Here is a 13,911-nt window from a genome sequence, read left to right as displayed (position 1 = left end):
GCCCCGACACCCGCGACCCGAGTCGAAGGTGTCGGCGCACGGCGTGTCAGGCGTGTGAGTCCCGGACCGACGAATGCGGTTCGATGACGCGCGAGCCGCGAAAACCGTAGAAGGCGATGAACAAGTAGCAGATCAGCGGCAGCACGAAGGCATGGTGGATGCCCACGGTGTCGGCGATCGCGCCCTGGGCAACCGGCAGAATGGCACCGCCGACGATGGCCATGATCAGCAGGCTCGATGCCTTGCTGGTCAACGGGCCGAGCTTGGCGATGCCCAGCGTGAAGATGGTCGGGAACATGATCGAGTTGAACAGACCGATGGCGACGATACTCCACATGGCGGTATGCCCGGAGGCCAGCATGGTGGTCAGCGTGAGCAGTGCCGCCACGATGGCGAACAGGCCCAGCAGCAGGCTGGGGCGTATCTTCTGCATCAAGGCCGACCCGATGAAGCGGCCGATCATCGCGCCGCCCCAGTAGTAGGCGACATAGCTGGCGGCATGGCTTTCGCTCATGTTGCCGATCTCCGGCAGCGAGATGTAGTTGATCAGAAAGCTGCCGATGGATACCTCGGCACCGACGTAGGCGAAGATACCGATCACGCCGAACAGCACGTGGGGATGGCGGAGCGCCTGGGCGGCGGTGACTGTCTCGTTGGGGCTGTCGTCGCGGGCCTGGTCCTTGAAGTTGGGCAGCTTCCAGAGATAGATCACGACCGCGAGAATGGCGAGCACCGCCGCCAGCAGCAGATAGGGGAGCTGCACGCTCTGGGCCTGCTGGACCTTGTAGGCCATCCGCTCGGCACTGGACATCGCGGCCAGCTCGCTGGCGCCCAGCACCGCCGCGCCCAGGATCAGCATCCCGCCGAAGTACGGTGCCAGTGTGGTGCCGAGTGAGTTGAACGCCTGGGCCAGATTGAGACGGCTGGAAGCGGAACCTTCCGGGCCCAGCAGGCTGACATAGGGGTTGGCCGCCACCTGCAGCATCGTCACCCCGCTGGCGAGCACGAACAGGGCGCTCAGAAACAGGGGATAGGAGGGGGCCCGGGCGGCGGGGTAGAACATCACGGCACCCACGGCGGCGATCAAAAGACCCAGGCTGATGGCGTTCTTGTAGCCGATCCTGGCCAGCACCTTGCCCATCGGCAACGACATGATGAAATAGGCGCCGAAGAAGGTGAACTGGATCAGCATGGTCTGGGTGTAGTTGAGCGAGAACACCGCCTTTAGGTGGGGGATCAGAATGTCGTTGAGACAGGTGATGAATCCCCACATGAAGAAGATCGTCGTGACGACGACCAGCGCGCTGCGATAGTTCGGGCGTTGCGTGTCGGACATGGGCGGAATCCTGATGGTGACAAGTCCTGAAATGAGCGTTACCGACTCGACCTCGTCGTGTCAGCGCGGTTGCTGGCGCGAGATGATGCATTAAGCGAGGTGGCTTATAAAGTAGCCGTTCATCATTAGAGTGTTAAGGAAGTTGTCGGCACCCATGCGCTGGACCATGTTGGTATTGACGCTCGCCGCGTGTCGTGCACCTAGCTCTGTGCAGGACGTCGCTTGTGGACGACGCCGCACGTTTCTATACCTAGGGCATGTTCGACGTCATGGCTCGGATGGGGATATCCGGGCATCGAGGAATCGTAAAGGAGGACAATGCCATGCTGACCGTCTGGTCCTGGAGCTTTTTGCTACTGGGCATCGCCACTGCGCTCTCGTGATCGCCGTCGATGTCTCGAGGCGCCCACAGCCGATGTCCATCATGAACATCACCTGGCCGATCACCGGGCTCTACATGCCGCTGGTCGGCTGGTGGGCGTATCGACGCATGGGGCGTGCGCGCCAACCCGGTCGCATCAGAACCGGCAGGATCATGGTCACGACCACCAGGGACACCATCACGGTGGCGACAAGCCCAAGTGGCAGAGCGTCTTCGTCTCCGCGACCCACTGCGGCGGCTGCCACGCTGGGCGACGTGGTCACCGCGCCGATCGCCACGGCCACCGGCTTCGCCCTACTCGGCTCGACGGTGCTGGGGCACTTTGCGCTTGCCTTCGTCGGTGCCTATCTGTTCGGGGTGCTGTTCCAGTATCTGCCGATTCGGGCCATGAGTGACGCTGGCCCGGCACAGGCGCTGAAGGACGCGATCAAGGCCGATACCCTGTCGCTGGTCGCCTTCCAGCTTGGCATGTACGCGTGGATGCTGATCGCCCTCCAGGGCTGGATGGGGGAGCTCGACGCCTTCACCGCGCCGTTCTGGTTCATGATGCAGATCGCCATGCTGATCGGCTTCGCCACCTCCTACCCGGCCAACTGGATACTGATAAATCGCGGAATCAAGCACGGCATGTAAGCCGATGGCGGGCCCGGCTGTAAGGCGACGTCGTGAAGAGGGAGGGTATTTGCGGGGCGTCGCCCGTTGGTCAGAATCGTCTGCCTTTCGATGCCACCGCGACCCGCGACGGACACCCCATGCTGCCAAGCGCCACCACCGCCACGCCGACCTCCCGCCCGCGCCTGCCCTGGCTGGCGCTGATCCTGCTGTGGCTTGTCGGTGTCTATCTGCGCCTGCCGATCCTGATCGCGCCACCGCTGGCCGGCGAGATCGCGGGTGCCCTCGATCTCGGCAGTGCCGCGGTCGGTGCATTGACCACGGTGCCCTACGTGGTGCTCGCCCTGAGCATGATGCTGGCGGTGCGTGTCACCCGTCGTCTGGGGGTGCTGCCGGCGCTGATCGTGGCGCTGGCGGTGGTGGCGCTGGGCTCCGGCGCGCGCGGGCTGACGCTGTCGGCGCCGGTGCTGTTCGGCGCCTCCATCGTCATGGGACTGGGGCTGGCGGTGATGCAGGTCACGCTGCCGGCGCTGCGCGATTGGACCCCGCACCACCTGGCGCTGGGCAGCGCGGTCTACCTCAACGGCATGACCGTGGGCGAGCTGATCGGTGCCGGTGGCACCCGCCCGGTGGTGCTGGTGCTGGCCGGCGGCGACTGGCAGCTGGCGATGCTCTACTGGTCGCTGCCGGCGCTGGTGATCGTGCTGCTGCTGGCGCTGCGACTCGCCGTCGGGCCGAGGCCGGCAGCGCTCGCCACGGCGCCGACGCGGCGGCGTTCCCGCGGCTGGCGCTCACCCAGGGTATGGCTGCTGGGATTGCCGCTGGCGGCGACGATCGGCCTCTACATGGCCACCAATGCTTACATGAGTCTGGTGCTCGGCGCGCGCGGCGAGAGTGACCGCCTGGCGCTGGCGTTGCTGCTCTACAACGCCAGCCCACTGGCAGCCTCGCTGAGCATGATCCTACGCGGCCGGCGCTGGGTCGCCACGCGCGCGCCGCTCATGGTCTGCGGCGTGCTCAGCGTCGCCGGCATGCTCGGCTTTCTCGGTCTCGATGGCTGGCCGGCGCTGCTGGCGCTGATACTGTCGGGCTTCTGCATCACCCTGGAGCTGACCCTGCTGATGGCGCTTCCACCCTGTCTCGAGCGCGGCGAGGGTGTGGCCTCGCTGACCGCCGGGATCTCCTTCGTCGGTTACAGCGTGGCGTTCGTGATGCCGCTGATCGGCGGCTGGCTGGCCGTGGTCTTCGGTCACGCCGATTTGTCGCTGTGGCCGATGGTGATATTCGCCGTGGCCAGCCTGTGGGCGCTGCGGCGCGCGCCGCTGACGCCTCTATCCCCGGCCCAGGCCTGAACCGACGGCCGATGCGTGATCATGTCGACATCATGTCGGATCCTCCAGCGGCCGATTCACTCCCTGTATTCAGCGGCTACGCTGAGGAGAGGCGGTCGCTTGGCCGTCGGCTGTATCACGTTCATGACTTGAGGAGATGACCCATGGCCATGCCCGCATCGCCCGTTTGGTTGATCACCGGCTGTTCGACCGGTTTCGGCCGCGAACTCGCCCGTCTCGTGCTTGCCCAGGGAGACCGGGCGGTGGTGACTGCGCGCTCTCGGGAGCGTGTGGCCGATCTCGTCGCGGACAGTGAAGGGCGCGGGCTGGCGCTGGCGCTGGACGTCACCGACGACGCCCAGATAGCGGCGGTCGTGGCGGCGGCCGAGGCCGAGTTCGGACGTATCGACGTGCTGGTCAATAACGCCGGCTATGGCTACCAGGCCTCCTGCGAGGAGGGCGAGGAGGCGGCCATCCGCGATCAGTTCGAGGCCAATGTCTTCGGGCTCTTCGCCATGACTCGCGCGGTGCTGCCGGGCATGCGCGAGCGCGGCCAGGGCCACGTCATCAACCTGAGCTCGGTCGCCGGGCTGATCGGTTTCCCCGGTTCGGGCTACTACGCTGCGACCAAGCATGCGGTGGAAGGCTGGTCGGATGCGCTCAAGGCGGAAGTGTCGCCGCTGGGCATCGCGGTCACCTGCGTCGAGCCAGGGCCTTTTCGCACCGACTGGGCCGGGCGCTCGCTGTCACAGACGACCCGATCGACGCCTACCGCGATACGGTGGCGGCACGCATGCAGGGCACCAGCGAGGGCAGTGGCCAGCAGCCGGGCGATCCGAAGCGCGCCGCCCAGGCCATGATCGATCTGGTGGCCAATCCTGCGCGCCGCGTCACCTGGTGCTGGGTAGCTGGGGCGTAGGCAAGGTGATCGAGGCATTCGAGACGCGTCTGGCCGAGGTGCGTGAATATCGCCAGGTCGGCGAGGCGACCGATTTCCCCGAGCCAGAGCGGCACTGACCGCGGCTTACCATGTCACCCGAGACGCAGCGGTTCGATGGCGATCAGGCCAGCGGCACGCCCAACTCGGCGCTGCCGCTGCTGATCTATCGGCAAGTGATGGCGCCTGCCAGCGCCGAGGCATTCGAGGCGCTGTTCGCGCGTCATGGCTGGGTGCCCGAGTGGCGCTACGGGCTCTACCCCTTCGACCACTTTCACTCGACGGCCCACGAGGTGCTGGGGGTGTTTCGCGGCCAGGCGGTGGCGCGTCTGGGCGGGCCTCAGGGCGAGCGATTCACCCTGGCGGCGGGGGATGTGCTGATCCTGCCAGCGGGCGTGGCTCATGCCTGCGTGTCTGCAGACGATGATTTCTGCATGGTGGGTGCCTACCCGCCCGGACAGCGCTGGGCGGTGGAGCGGGGCGATCCGGCACAGTTCGGCGCAGCTGTGCCCGCGTCGCCGCGGTGCCGCTACCCCCCGCCGATCCGGTCGGCGGGGGGCTGCTTTCGCACTGGCAGCGCGTCTGAGACGCTGCTCCAGTCAGACGCTGAGGCCGACGCTATCCTCCAGCCCCAGATGCACGTTCATGTTCTGGACCGCCGAGCCGGCGGCACCCTTGCCCAGATTGTCCAGCCGTGAGACCAGCGTCAGCCGCTCGGCGTTGCCGAACACGCCCAGATCGACCCGGTTGTGTCGTTGCACGCCTGAATATCGAAGGCGCCGCCGTCGAGCGTGGCGTCGTCGGCGAACGGCAGGATGCGCACGAAGGGCTCGTCGGCATAGTGCGCGCGCGGTAGACGTCGAGCAGCTGCTCGGCATCGATGCCGGCAGGGCGCCAAGCTGTAGCGGCACGTGCACCGACAGCCCCTTGAGGAAGGGGCCGACGATCGGCGAGAACACCGGCGGCGCGGCCAGCCGGCCGTGCAGCTGCATCTCCGGCAGGTGCTTGTGGCCCTGTCCCATGGCGTAGGGGCGCGGCGCCTGCAGGCGGCCGTCATGGTCGGCCTCGTAGGCGGCGATATCTGTGCCGCCGCCGCTGTAGCCGGTCAGCGAGAAGGCAGAGAGAGCGGATAGTCCGGCGGCAGCAGGCCGGCGTCGATCAGCGGCCGCACCAGCAGCACGAAGGCGCTGGCGTGGCAGCCGACGTTGGCGATGCGCTTGCTGGCGCGAATCCGCTCGCGCTGGCCGGGGCCAGCTCGGGCAGGCCATAGACCCAGTCGTCGGCGGTACGGAAGGCGGTACTGGCGTCGATCAAGCAGGTGTTCGGATTCTCGACCATCGCCGCGGCCTCGCGCGAGGCGGCGTCGGGCAGACACAGAAAAGCGACATCGGCGGCGTTGAGCAGGCGTGCACGCTCGGCCGGTCCTTGCGCTTGTCGCTATCGATGCGCAGCAGCTCGATGTCGCTGCGTGCCTGGAGATAGTCGAACAGGCGCAGCCCTGTGGTGCCCTCCTGTCCATCGACGTAGACCCTGTGTGCCATGGCGTTTTCCTGTCGTGTCCGAGTCGCGGTATCAGCCTCCATTTGTGCGGTTTTCGCGCCGCCGTGTCATGCCGCGTGCTGCCCAGCGGCAGGCAGGTGGCAGACTGAGGGCAGCCAGGGGCGGAGGTGCGAGCGCCCGGCGGCAGTGCAGGGGGTGAGAGAGGCAGGCGAACGTCGTATGGCGTCGATTTGGTGTCGTCTGGTGTCAATTTCGGCCACCGGGTCGCGGCCACAATGGGTTCTTGTGAGGCCGGCCGCCATGGCTGTGCCCTCGAACACCCGTCGCCCGGCCACAGCTTGCCGAGCCACGCCAGGGAGAGCCTGCATGAACCGAGACGTCATTCTGACCTGCGCCGTCACCGGCGCCGGCGATACCGCCGGCAAGCACCCGGATCTGCCGATCACCCCGCGCCAGATCGCCGATAGCGCCCTGGATGCGGCGCGCGCCGGCGCCAGCATCGTCCATCTTCATGTGCGCGACCCGGAGACCGGTGGCGTCAGCCACTCGACCGATCACTTCCGCGAGGTGGTCGAGCGCATTCGTGAGTCCGATGTCGATGCGGTGATCAACATCACCGCCGGCGGCGGTGGCGATCTCTATCCCGAGATTCGCGATGGCGCCATTCACGGCCGCACCGGCACCGATCTGCAGACACCGGCTCAGCGCCATGAACCGGTTGGCGCGCTGCTGCCGGAGCTGTGCACCCTCGACTGCGGCAGTCTCAACTTCGGCGAGATGATCTATCTCAACAGCGCCGACTGGCTGCGTGAGCACGCGCGGCTGATCCAGCAGGCCGGGGTCAAGCCGGAACTCGAGTGCTTCGATCTGGGGCATGTCTGGTTCGCCCGGCAGTTGATCGACGAGGGGCTGATCGACGGCGACCCGCTGTTCCAGCTCTGCCTGGGGATTCCGTGGGGTGCCGAGGCCGATACCGAGACCATGCTGGCGATGCGTAACAAGCTGCCGGAAAACGCCATCTGGTCCGCCTTCGGCATCGGCCGCCAGCAGTTCCCGATGGTGGCGCAGTCGGTGCTGCTCGGGGGCCATGTGCGCGTGGGGCTCGAAGACAATCTCTATCTGAGCAAGGGGGTCTTCGCCACCAACGCCCAGCTGGTCGAGCGTGCCGCCACTCTGGTCGAGAACCTCGGTGGCAAGGTGCAGACGCCGGCGCAGACCCGCGAGTCGCTGGGACTGCGTAAGCCCTGAGCGCGCCGCGCCTGTCGCCCATCGCGATCGCGTGCTGGTAGTGCCGAGCGCGCGGTCCCACCTGTCTCTGTTCCCTGCGAGGTCTGCATGAGTGCTCCCGAACTTCCCCGCAACGTTGCCGTGATCGGCACCGGCGTCATCGGCAATGGCTGGATCGCCCGTGCCCTGGCGCCGGCTGCCGGGTCACCGCTTTCGACCCCGACACCACCGCACCCGCGCGTACTCGCGCCTTCGTCGCGCGGGCCTGGCCGGCGCTGGAGCGGCTGGGGCTTGCCGAGGGCGCTGACCCCGCGGCGCTGACCTTCGTCGATTCCCTCGATGCCGCCGTCGAGGGCGCCGAGCTGATCCAGGAGAACGTGCCCGAGCGGCTGGCGCTCAAGCACGATGTGTTGCGCCAGCTCGATGCCGTGGCCGCGCCTGGGGTGGTGATCGGCTCTTCCACGTCGGGGATCAAGCCGAGCGATCTGCAGGCTGCCTGCACCCGCGAGCCCGGGCGTGTGATCGTGGCGCACCCGTTCAATCCGGTCTATCTGCTGCCGCTGGTGGAGCTGGTGGGGGGCGAGCATACGCCACCGAGGATGATCGAACGCGCCCGGGCGAAGTACGCCGCGCTGGGTATGCGCCCGCTGGTGGTGCGGCGCGAGATCGAAGGGCACGTCGCCGATCGGCTGGAGGCACTGTGGCGCGAAGCGCTGCATCTGGTGAATGACGGTGTCGCCACCACCGAGGAGATCGATGCCGCCGTGGTCTACGGCGCCGGCCTGCGCTGGTCGCTGATGGGGACCTTCCTGACCTTCCATCTCGCCGGCGGCGAAGGCGGCATGCGCCACATGCTGCATCAGTTCGGCCCGGCGCTGAAGCTGCCGTGGACCAAGTTGGAGGCCCCTGAGCTGACGGAAGCGCTGATCGATAAGGTGGCGGATGGCTGCGAGCATCAAGCCGCCGGGCGCAGTGTCGCCGAGCTGGAGACGCGCCGCGATGCGTTTCTCACCGAGCTGCTCGCACTGACCCAGAAATACTGGCCGGAAGCCGAAGGGCTCGAGGGGCGGATCTGATGGCGGCTCAGGCGGAGACGCTCTACCGGACTCGGGTGGCGGACGCCTGGGTCGACTATAACGGTCACATGAACGACGCCGAGTACGCGCGGGTGTTCTCGCTGGCGGTGGAGGCGCTGATGGATCGCATTGGTCTAGACGCGGCCGGCCGTCCCGCTACGCCTACACGCTCTACACCCTCGAGACCCACCTCTGCTACTGCCGCGACGTGCACCGGGGCGAGCCGCTGCGGGTGGCGTTGACCCTGCTCGACAGCGATGCCAAGCGGCTGCACGTGTTCTTCACGCTGCATGACGCCGAGGGCAACACCCTGGCGACCAGCGAGCAGATGCTGATGGGCATCGATGTCGCCAGTGGCCGCCCCGCCGGCTTTCCCGAGGCGGTGGCGGCGGCGATTGCGCTGTTGCCCAGGGCTGGGGACGACTGGCCCAGCGCGGCGGGGCGGCGGATCGCTATCCGCCGCGGCTGAGATGTGGCGCGGTGGTGGCCTCGGGGCTGTCGGCGCGTGGCTGGCGCGCGGCCCGCGGTGGATGCCCGTAACGCTGACGGTAGGCGCGCGCGAAGCTGGAAGCGGAACCGAAGCCGCAGGCGAGGGCGATGCTGAGGATGTCGCGCTCGGTCTCTTCGAGCAGATGGCGCGCGCGATCCAGGCGCAGATTCAGATAGTAGTCGCGCGGGCGCTGGCTCAGCTCGGCGTCGAACAGGCGCTGCAGCTGGCGCGGCGAGAGTCCGATACGCGCGGCCAGCGCGGCGATCGCCAGCGGCTGTTCGAGATGGCGCTCCATCAGCGCCACGGCATCGACCAGGGGGCGGCAGTGGGTGCCCAGGCGGGGGCCAGGGGCAGCCGCTGGGCCCCTCCCGTGGGCGCAGACGCGCATGGATCAGCTGCTCGGCGGTGTCGTCGGCGAGCGCCTGACCATGGTCGCGGGCAATCAGCTCCAGGGCCAGGTCCATGGCCGCGGCGCCGCCGGCGCAGGTGAAGCAGCGGGCATCGAGCTCGTAGAGCGACTCGACCGCTTCCAGGGCGGGAAAGCGCTCGCGGAAGGCGGGCGACTCTCCCAGTGCAGCGTCACCCGATGGCCGGCGAGCAGCCCATGTCGGCCAGCAGCACGGGGCCGGTGTCGATGCCCCCGAGCAGCACGCCTTCACCGGCGCGGCGATGCAGCCACTGGGAAAAGCGTCGCGTCAGGCCGCGATCGGGTTCGAAGCCGGCGCATACCGCGACCCGCGACAGGCTCGGCGCGCTGTTCAGATCACAGTCCGTGAGCAGGGTCATGTCGTTGCTGGCGGTGACCGGCCCACCGCCCTCGCTGATCAGGACCCAACGATAGGGGCGCGGCCGGCGAGGCGATTGGCGATGCGCAGCGGCTCCACAGCGGAGAAGAATGCCAGCATCGAGAAGCGCGGAATCAGCACGAATCCCAGCGTGATGGGCGGTGTCAGGCTCTTCTCCACGGGTGTGTCTCCACCGGCATGTCTCCACGGCTACGTTTTCAAAGGCACGTTTTCAAAGGCACGTTTTCAAGGCCGAGTTTTCACGGGCACGATTCCGCGAACTGAGGGGGGCCGCCTGCGGTGCCACGGCACGAAGACGATTCGAGATGACTTGCCCAAAGTTAGGGCCGAGCGTGGCGTTTCCGGGTAAAAGGGTGTGTGCGTCTTTTATTGTCAAACCACGGGGCGTCACGTTACCAAGGATTCCGCATGGATACACCGCTCTTCGCCTTCGCGCTCCACGATACCCTGGTCGATACTCGCGATCTGTCGGCGCTGCTTGCGCTGCGCCTGGGCGCGGCCGAAGCCGACGCCTTCACCCGACGTTTTCGCGAGAAGCAGTCCGAGTTCACCTATCGGCGTGGCTTGATGGGCGCTTACGCCGATTTCCATCGCATTCAGCGCGAGGCGCTGGAGGCCGTGGACCGCGAGCGCGGCACGCGCCTGGGGGAGGAGAGCAAGCAGGCACTGCTGGCGCACTGCCGTCGGCTACCGGCGTTCGCCGATGCCCCCGCCGCGCTGACCCGCCTGCGCGGGCTGGGCGTGCGCTGCGTGGTGTTCTCCAACGCCAGCCGTTACGACATCGAACTGCTGCTCGATAACTCAGGTCTTGCGGATCGGTTCGAGATATCGTCAGCGCCGAGGAGGTGCGGCGCTTCCAGCCGGATGCCGCGCTCTATGCGCACCTGCGCGCGCGCACCCACTCGCGCCCGGAGGCCACCTGGCTGGTCTCGGCGGAGCCTGCGGAGATCATCGGTGCACGCTACGCTGGGCTGCGTGCCGCCTGGCTCCAGCGCGACCCCCAGCGGGCGTTCGAATCCTGGGGCGACCCGCCGGATCTGATGGCGCCCGATCTCGACGCCTTGGTGACTCAGTGTGCAGGGTGGTTCGCACGCGAGGGCTAGGCTGCATCAAAACCTGGACGGATGGCGTCGGGCGCCCGCGGGCGTTGGCATGAGAGCACGAGCGTGTATCCTGAGCGGGCCCTTTTCCGCGACCGCTACGGGAGTTCCGCTTGGCTACTTCATCCGTTCTCCGGCGCAGCAGCCCAGCGCGCTGGCCATCTTCGATCTCGACGACACGCTGCTCGACGGCGACTGCACACACCTCTGGCTCGAATGGGTGATCGCCTGCGGCTGGGTCGAGGAGGGCGAGGCGCTGCTGGCGCGCATGCGCGAGGGACCTTCAGTATCATGCCGGCACCCTGGACATGACCGAGCACCTGCGCTTCACCCTCGGCCCGCTGATCGGCCGCCAGCGCGACACGGTGCGTGAACAGGTCGAGGCGTTCGTCCAGCGCGCGGTGGCACCCAGGCTGATGCAGGGCGGGGTCGAGCGGCTAAGACAGCACCGCGAGCAAGGCCACGCGACCCTGGTGATCTCGGCCTCGATGCACCATCTGGTCGAACCGATCGCGCGTTTCGTCGGTGCCGACGGGGCGCTCGCCACCCTGCCCGAGCTGGATGCCGAGGGGCGCTTCACCGGCGAGCCCACCGGCATCCAGACCTATCAGCAGGGCAAGCTCGACGCCTTCGCCGAGTGGTTAGAGGCCCACGACACCGGCTTCGCCGAGGGCTGGGAGACCTGGGGCTACAGTGACTCCTACAATGACCTGCCGCTGCTCGAATTCGTCGACCATCCCCATGCCACCCAGCCGGATGCCCGCCTGCGGGCCACCGCCGAGGCGCGTGGCTGGCCGATCCTGCAGTGGCGTTAGGCGGTTTCAGGCAGGGGCTAGTCTCGACGTCGGCATCGCCGTCATTGGGAGACATCTATCACCCTGATTGAGATAACTCATCGCGCGGCCCCGTTGCGCTTTCGATAACTCGGGTATATTTTGTCAACCATGGTTTAACTTGATAACCCGGGCGACAAGGCGCTGATGGCGCGGGCTCGCCCGGTCGTCGACGTTCCGAGGTCAGCGTGTTCAACAGTGTGAGTGACGCCCGCGCGGCACGCGCGAACCCGTCGGCGCCGGCACGGCAGCGGTCGCTGGTGATGCGTTTCCTGCCCTTCTTCGGCCCGGCGTTGATCGCCGCGGTCGCCTATATCGATCCCGGTAACTTCGCCACCAACATCGAGGCCGGCTCGCGCTACGGCTACACCCTGCTGTGGGTAGTGCTGTGGGCCAATCTCATGGCGATGCTGATCCAGACGCTATCGGTGCGCCTGGGGCTGGCCACCGGGCGCAATCTGGCGGAGATGATCCGCGAGCGCTATCCGCGGCCGCTGGTGTGGTTCTACTGGGTCCAGGCCGAGCTGGTGGCGATCGCCACCGATCTGGCCGAGTTCCTCGGCGCGGCGCTGGCGTTCCACCTGCTGTTCGGGCTTTCGATGCTCGAAGGCGCGCTGCTCACCGGCGCGGTCACCTATGCGGCGTTGACCATGCAGCGCTACGGTTTCCGCCTGCTCGAGGTGATCATCGGCAGCATGCTGCTGGCGGTGGCGGCGGGGTTCATTGCCCAGATCCTGATGGGTAAGCCCGATGCCGGGCCGGCGCTCACCGGCATGCTGGTGCCGCAGTTCCCTGACGGCTATGCGGTCTTCCTGGCCGCGGGGATTCTGGGTGCCACGGTGATGCCCCACGTCATCTATCTGCACTCGTCGCTGTCCCAGCGGCGCATCCCGGCTACCACCGACGACGAGCGCAAGCGTGCGTGCGATGCGCTTCTACCGCTGGGACGTGATCATCGGCATGGGCGTGGCCGGGATCATCAATCTCTCGATGCTGGCGCTGGCGGCGGCGGTGTTCTTCGACAGCGGGCGCACCGGCGTGGCCTCGATCGAGCAGAGCTACCAGCTGCTGGCGCCGCTGATGAACCGTGAGCTGGCGAGCACGCTGTTCGGGTTCACCCTGCTGCTGGCGGGGCTGTCGTCATCGATCGTCGGCACCATGGCGGGGCAGGTGGTGATGCAGGGCTTCGTCGGTTTCACCATCCCCATCTGGCTGCGTCGGCTGTTGACCATGCTGCCGGCGATCGCGGTGATCATGCTCGGCCTGCCCGAGCAGCAGGTGCTGGTGGCGAGCCAGGTGGTGCTCAGCTTCGGTATCCCCTTCGCCCTGGTGCCGCTGATCCAGTTCACCGCGCGTCGCGGGGTGATGGGCAATCTGGTCAGCCGGCGCTGGGTCACGCTGCTGGGTTGCGTGGTGGCCGGGGTGATCATCCTGTTGAATGGTTATGTGTTGGCCTTCGAGTTGCTGTAGGCTCTCTACGTGCCGTGAACGGGCGGTGCCGCTGGCGCGTGACCGTTCACCCCATTCGATGTCGATGAGAACACCATGCCAGGAACACCCCGACCACGTTACGCCCGCTTCGAGCGCACTCGTCTCGATCATCAGCAGGAGCTGGTGGAAGATTACGTGGAGGAGATCGCGCAGCTGCATCGGGATCATGGCGAGGCGCGTGCCAGTGACCTGGCGGAGCGCTTCGGCGTCAGCGCCGCGGCGGTGTCCAAGGTGATCTCACGACTCAAGCGCGATGGACTGGCCGAAGCGCGCCCCTACCGCGGGGTCTTCTTGACCGAACAGGGGCGGGCGCTGGCCGAGAAGGTCGAAGCGCGCCACCAGCTGGTGCTCGCTACGCTGCTTGCCCTCGGCGTTCCGGCGCACGTCGCCGAGGCGGATTCCGAAGGGATCGAACACCACTGTAGCGACGCCACCGTCGAGGCAATGCAGCGCTTTCTGGAGTCGCGCCGGGCCTCGCGTTGATGCCTGCGGCTGGGCTGATGACCACTTTGCTGTTAGACTGCGCCGGCGTTGCCGCCCCGTGCGCGGGTCATCGACCCCGCCGGCTGCCTGTGCGCCGAGCGCTGGCGCGGCACGTTAGAAAAGGCGAGGGATCTTCTGCCCTTCGCCAGAGACATGGTACCGATAGGCACGCAACGATGACACGCGCCACCGTTCGCATGACGCCACCCTAGCGTCGATCCCCTCCGCGTGAGCCGCGCTCGCGCTCGACTTGCCGACCCGCCATCCGGCCGGGCCACGCAGGTCCGTATCCGTTCGTATCACCGAT

17 protein-coding genes and 3 pseudogenes are annotated in these 13,911 nt (G+C 67.3%); 12 read left to right on the top strand and 8 right to left on the bottom strand.

Annotated elements, in window-relative coordinates; translation table 11 throughout:
• Positions 1-46: 46 nt before the first annotated feature.
• The gene (gene fucP, locus CN538_RS02850) at positions 47-1,336 is read right to left on the bottom strand and encodes an L-fucose:H+ symporter permease (RefSeq protein ID WP_106418502.1); all 1,290 of its coding nucleotides are present in this window, start codon (positions 1,334-1,336) and stop codon (positions 47-49) included.
• A 415-nt stretch (positions 1,337-1,751) separates the two neighbouring features.
• Here fucP and CN538_RS02845 point away from each other — a divergent pair, with 415 nt between their 5' ends.
• The 4 genes from CN538_RS02845 to CN538_RS02830 all read left to right on the top strand — a co-directional run bounded on the left by CN538_RS02845 (position 1,752) and on the right by CN538_RS02830 (position 5,296).
• Entirely contained in the window at positions 1,752-2,351 is a 600-nt protein-coding gene (locus CN538_RS02845; protein WP_242495507.1) for a DUF4396 domain-containing protein, read from the top strand.
• A gap of 119 nt (positions 2,352-2,470) precedes the next feature.
• On the top strand, positions 2,471-3,682 hold the full coding sequence (locus CN538_RS02840; protein WP_106418501.1) for an MFS transporter: 1,212 nt from the start codon (positions 2,471-2,473) through the stop codon (positions 3,680-3,682).
• A gap of 149 nt (positions 3,683-3,831) precedes the next feature.
• The gene (locus tag CN538_RS02835) at positions 3,832-4,521 is read left to right on the top strand and encodes an SDR family NAD(P)-dependent oxidoreductase (protein WP_207233611.1); all 690 of its coding nucleotides are present in this window, start codon (positions 3,832-3,834) and stop codon (positions 4,519-4,521) included.
• Positions 4,522-4,690: 169 nt separating this feature from the next.
• Complete coding sequence (locus CN538_RS02830; RefSeq protein ID WP_242495506.1) at positions 4,691-5,296, top strand: cupin domain-containing protein; 606 nt, start codon at positions 4,691-4,693, stop codon at positions 5,294-5,296.
• Here CN538_RS02830 and CN538_RS24865 read toward each other — a convergent pair.
• From CN538_RS24865 to CN538_RS21755, 3 genes are read right to left on the bottom strand one after another with little or no spacing between them, the layout of a single operon-like run.
• A complete protein-coding gene (locus CN538_RS24865) occupies positions 5,198-5,866 on the bottom strand; it encodes a hypothetical protein (RefSeq protein ID WP_340638240.1) in 669 nt (222 codons plus the stop codon). The genes CN538_RS02830 and CN538_RS24865 overlap by 99 nt on opposite strands.
• Positions 5,757-6,002 (bottom strand): hypothetical protein, encoded by a 246-nt coding sequence (locus tag CN538_RS21760; RefSeq protein ID WP_340638311.1) that lies wholly within the window; start codon positions 6,000-6,002, stop codon positions 5,757-5,759. The genes CN538_RS24865 and CN538_RS21760 overlap by 110 nt, the downstream gene beginning before the upstream one ends.
• Positions 5,909-6,139 (bottom strand): hypothetical protein, encoded by a 231-nt coding sequence (locus CN538_RS21755; protein WP_242495505.1) that lies wholly within the window; start codon positions 6,137-6,139, stop codon positions 5,909-5,911. The genes CN538_RS21760 and CN538_RS21755 overlap by 94 nt, the downstream gene beginning before the upstream one ends.
• A gap of 325 nt (positions 6,140-6,464) precedes the next feature.
• Here CN538_RS21755 and CN538_RS02820 point away from each other — a divergent pair, with 325 nt between their 5' ends.
• The 3 genes and pseudogenes from CN538_RS02820 to CN538_RS02810 all read left to right on the top strand — a co-directional run bounded on the left by CN538_RS02820 (position 6,465) and on the right by CN538_RS02810 (position 8,870).
• Positions 6,465-7,346: a beta-keto acid cleavage family enzyme gene (locus CN538_RS02820; RefSeq protein ID WP_106418500.1), complete on the top strand. Its 882-nt coding sequence runs from the start codon at positions 6,465-6,467 to the stop codon at positions 7,344-7,346.
• Between the two features lie 87 nt (positions 7,347-7,433).
• Positions 7,434-8,401: pseudogene (locus CN538_RS02815) on the top strand (3-hydroxyacyl-CoA dehydrogenase NAD-binding domain-containing protein).
• A pseudogene (locus CN538_RS02810) lies at positions 8,401-8,870 on the top strand (thioesterase family protein). Before CN538_RS02815 ends, CN538_RS02810 begins: the two co-directional pseudogenes overlap by 1 nt.
• On the opposite strand, the gene CN538_RS24860 reads toward CN538_RS02810, so the two are convergent.
• The 3 genes from CN538_RS24860 to CN538_RS24850 form a co-directional block, all read right to left on the bottom strand.
• A complete protein-coding gene (locus tag CN538_RS24860) occupies positions 8,854-9,279 on the bottom strand; it encodes a helix-turn-helix domain-containing protein (RefSeq protein WP_340638239.1) in 426 nt (141 codons plus the stop codon). The pseudogene CN538_RS02810 and the gene CN538_RS24860 sit on opposite strands and share 17 nt — an antisense overlap.
• A 191-nt stretch (positions 9,280-9,470) precedes the next feature.
• Positions 9,471-9,677 carry a type 1 glutamine amidotransferase family protein gene (locus CN538_RS24855; protein WP_340638238.1) on the bottom strand — a complete coding sequence of 69 codons (207 nt, stop codon included), beginning with the start codon at positions 9,675-9,677 and terminating at the stop codon, positions 9,471-9,473.
• Positions 9,678-9,715: 38 nt separating this feature from the next.
• Positions 9,716-9,856 carry a hypothetical protein gene (locus tag CN538_RS24850; RefSeq protein ID WP_340638237.1) on the bottom strand — a complete coding sequence of 47 codons (141 nt, stop codon included), beginning with the start codon at positions 9,854-9,856 and terminating at the stop codon, positions 9,716-9,718.
• A 249-nt stretch (positions 9,857-10,105) separates the two neighbouring features.
• Here CN538_RS24850 and CN538_RS02800 point away from each other — a divergent pair, with 249 nt between their 5' ends.
• Positions 10,106-10,738 carry an HAD family hydrolase gene (locus tag CN538_RS02800; RefSeq protein ID WP_106418499.1) on the top strand — a complete coding sequence of 211 codons (633 nt, stop codon included), beginning with the start codon at positions 10,106-10,108 and terminating at the stop codon, positions 10,736-10,738.
• Positions 10,739-10,914: 176 nt separating this feature from the next.
• Here the strand turns inward: CN538_RS02800 and CN538_RS20175 are convergent, their stop codons facing one another.
• Positions 10,915-11,067 carry a hypothetical protein gene (locus CN538_RS20175; protein ID WP_164999496.1) on the bottom strand — a complete coding sequence of 51 codons (153 nt, stop codon included), beginning with the start codon at positions 11,065-11,067 and terminating at the stop codon, positions 10,915-10,917.
• A gap of 14 nt (positions 11,068-11,081) precedes the next feature.
• On the opposite strand from CN538_RS20175, the pseudogene CN538_RS02795 reads away from it, so the two are divergent.
• The 4 genes and pseudogenes from CN538_RS02795 to mntR form a co-directional block, all read left to right on the top strand.
• Positions 11,082-11,612, top strand: a pseudogene (locus CN538_RS02795) (HAD family hydrolase); the annotation flags it as partial.
• A gap of 206 nt (positions 11,613-11,818) precedes the next feature.
• A complete protein-coding gene (locus CN538_RS24010; protein ID WP_422917541.1) occupies positions 11,819-12,721 on the top strand; it encodes an Nramp family divalent metal transporter in 903 nt (300 codons plus the stop codon).
• Positions 12,606-13,100 (top strand): Nramp family divalent metal transporter, encoded by a 495-nt coding sequence (locus CN538_RS24005; protein WP_422917567.1) that lies wholly within the window; start codon positions 12,606-12,608, stop codon positions 13,098-13,100. Before CN538_RS24010 ends, CN538_RS24005 begins: the two co-directional genes overlap by 116 nt.
• Positions 13,101-13,175: 75 nt before the next feature.
• Positions 13,176-13,604 carry a manganese-binding transcriptional regulator MntR gene (gene mntR, locus CN538_RS02785; protein WP_106418497.1) on the top strand — a complete coding sequence of 143 codons (429 nt, stop codon included), beginning with the start codon at positions 13,176-13,178 and terminating at the stop codon, positions 13,602-13,604.
• Positions 13,605-13,911: the final 307 nt, after the last annotated feature.

The sequence above is a fragment of the Salinicola tamaricis genome (genome assembly GCF_003006155.1).
Lineage (GTDB): Bacteria > Pseudomonadota > Gammaproteobacteria > Pseudomonadales > Halomonadaceae > Salinicola > Salinicola tamaricis.
This window is presented reverse-complemented; position numbering and strand designations above follow the sequence as displayed.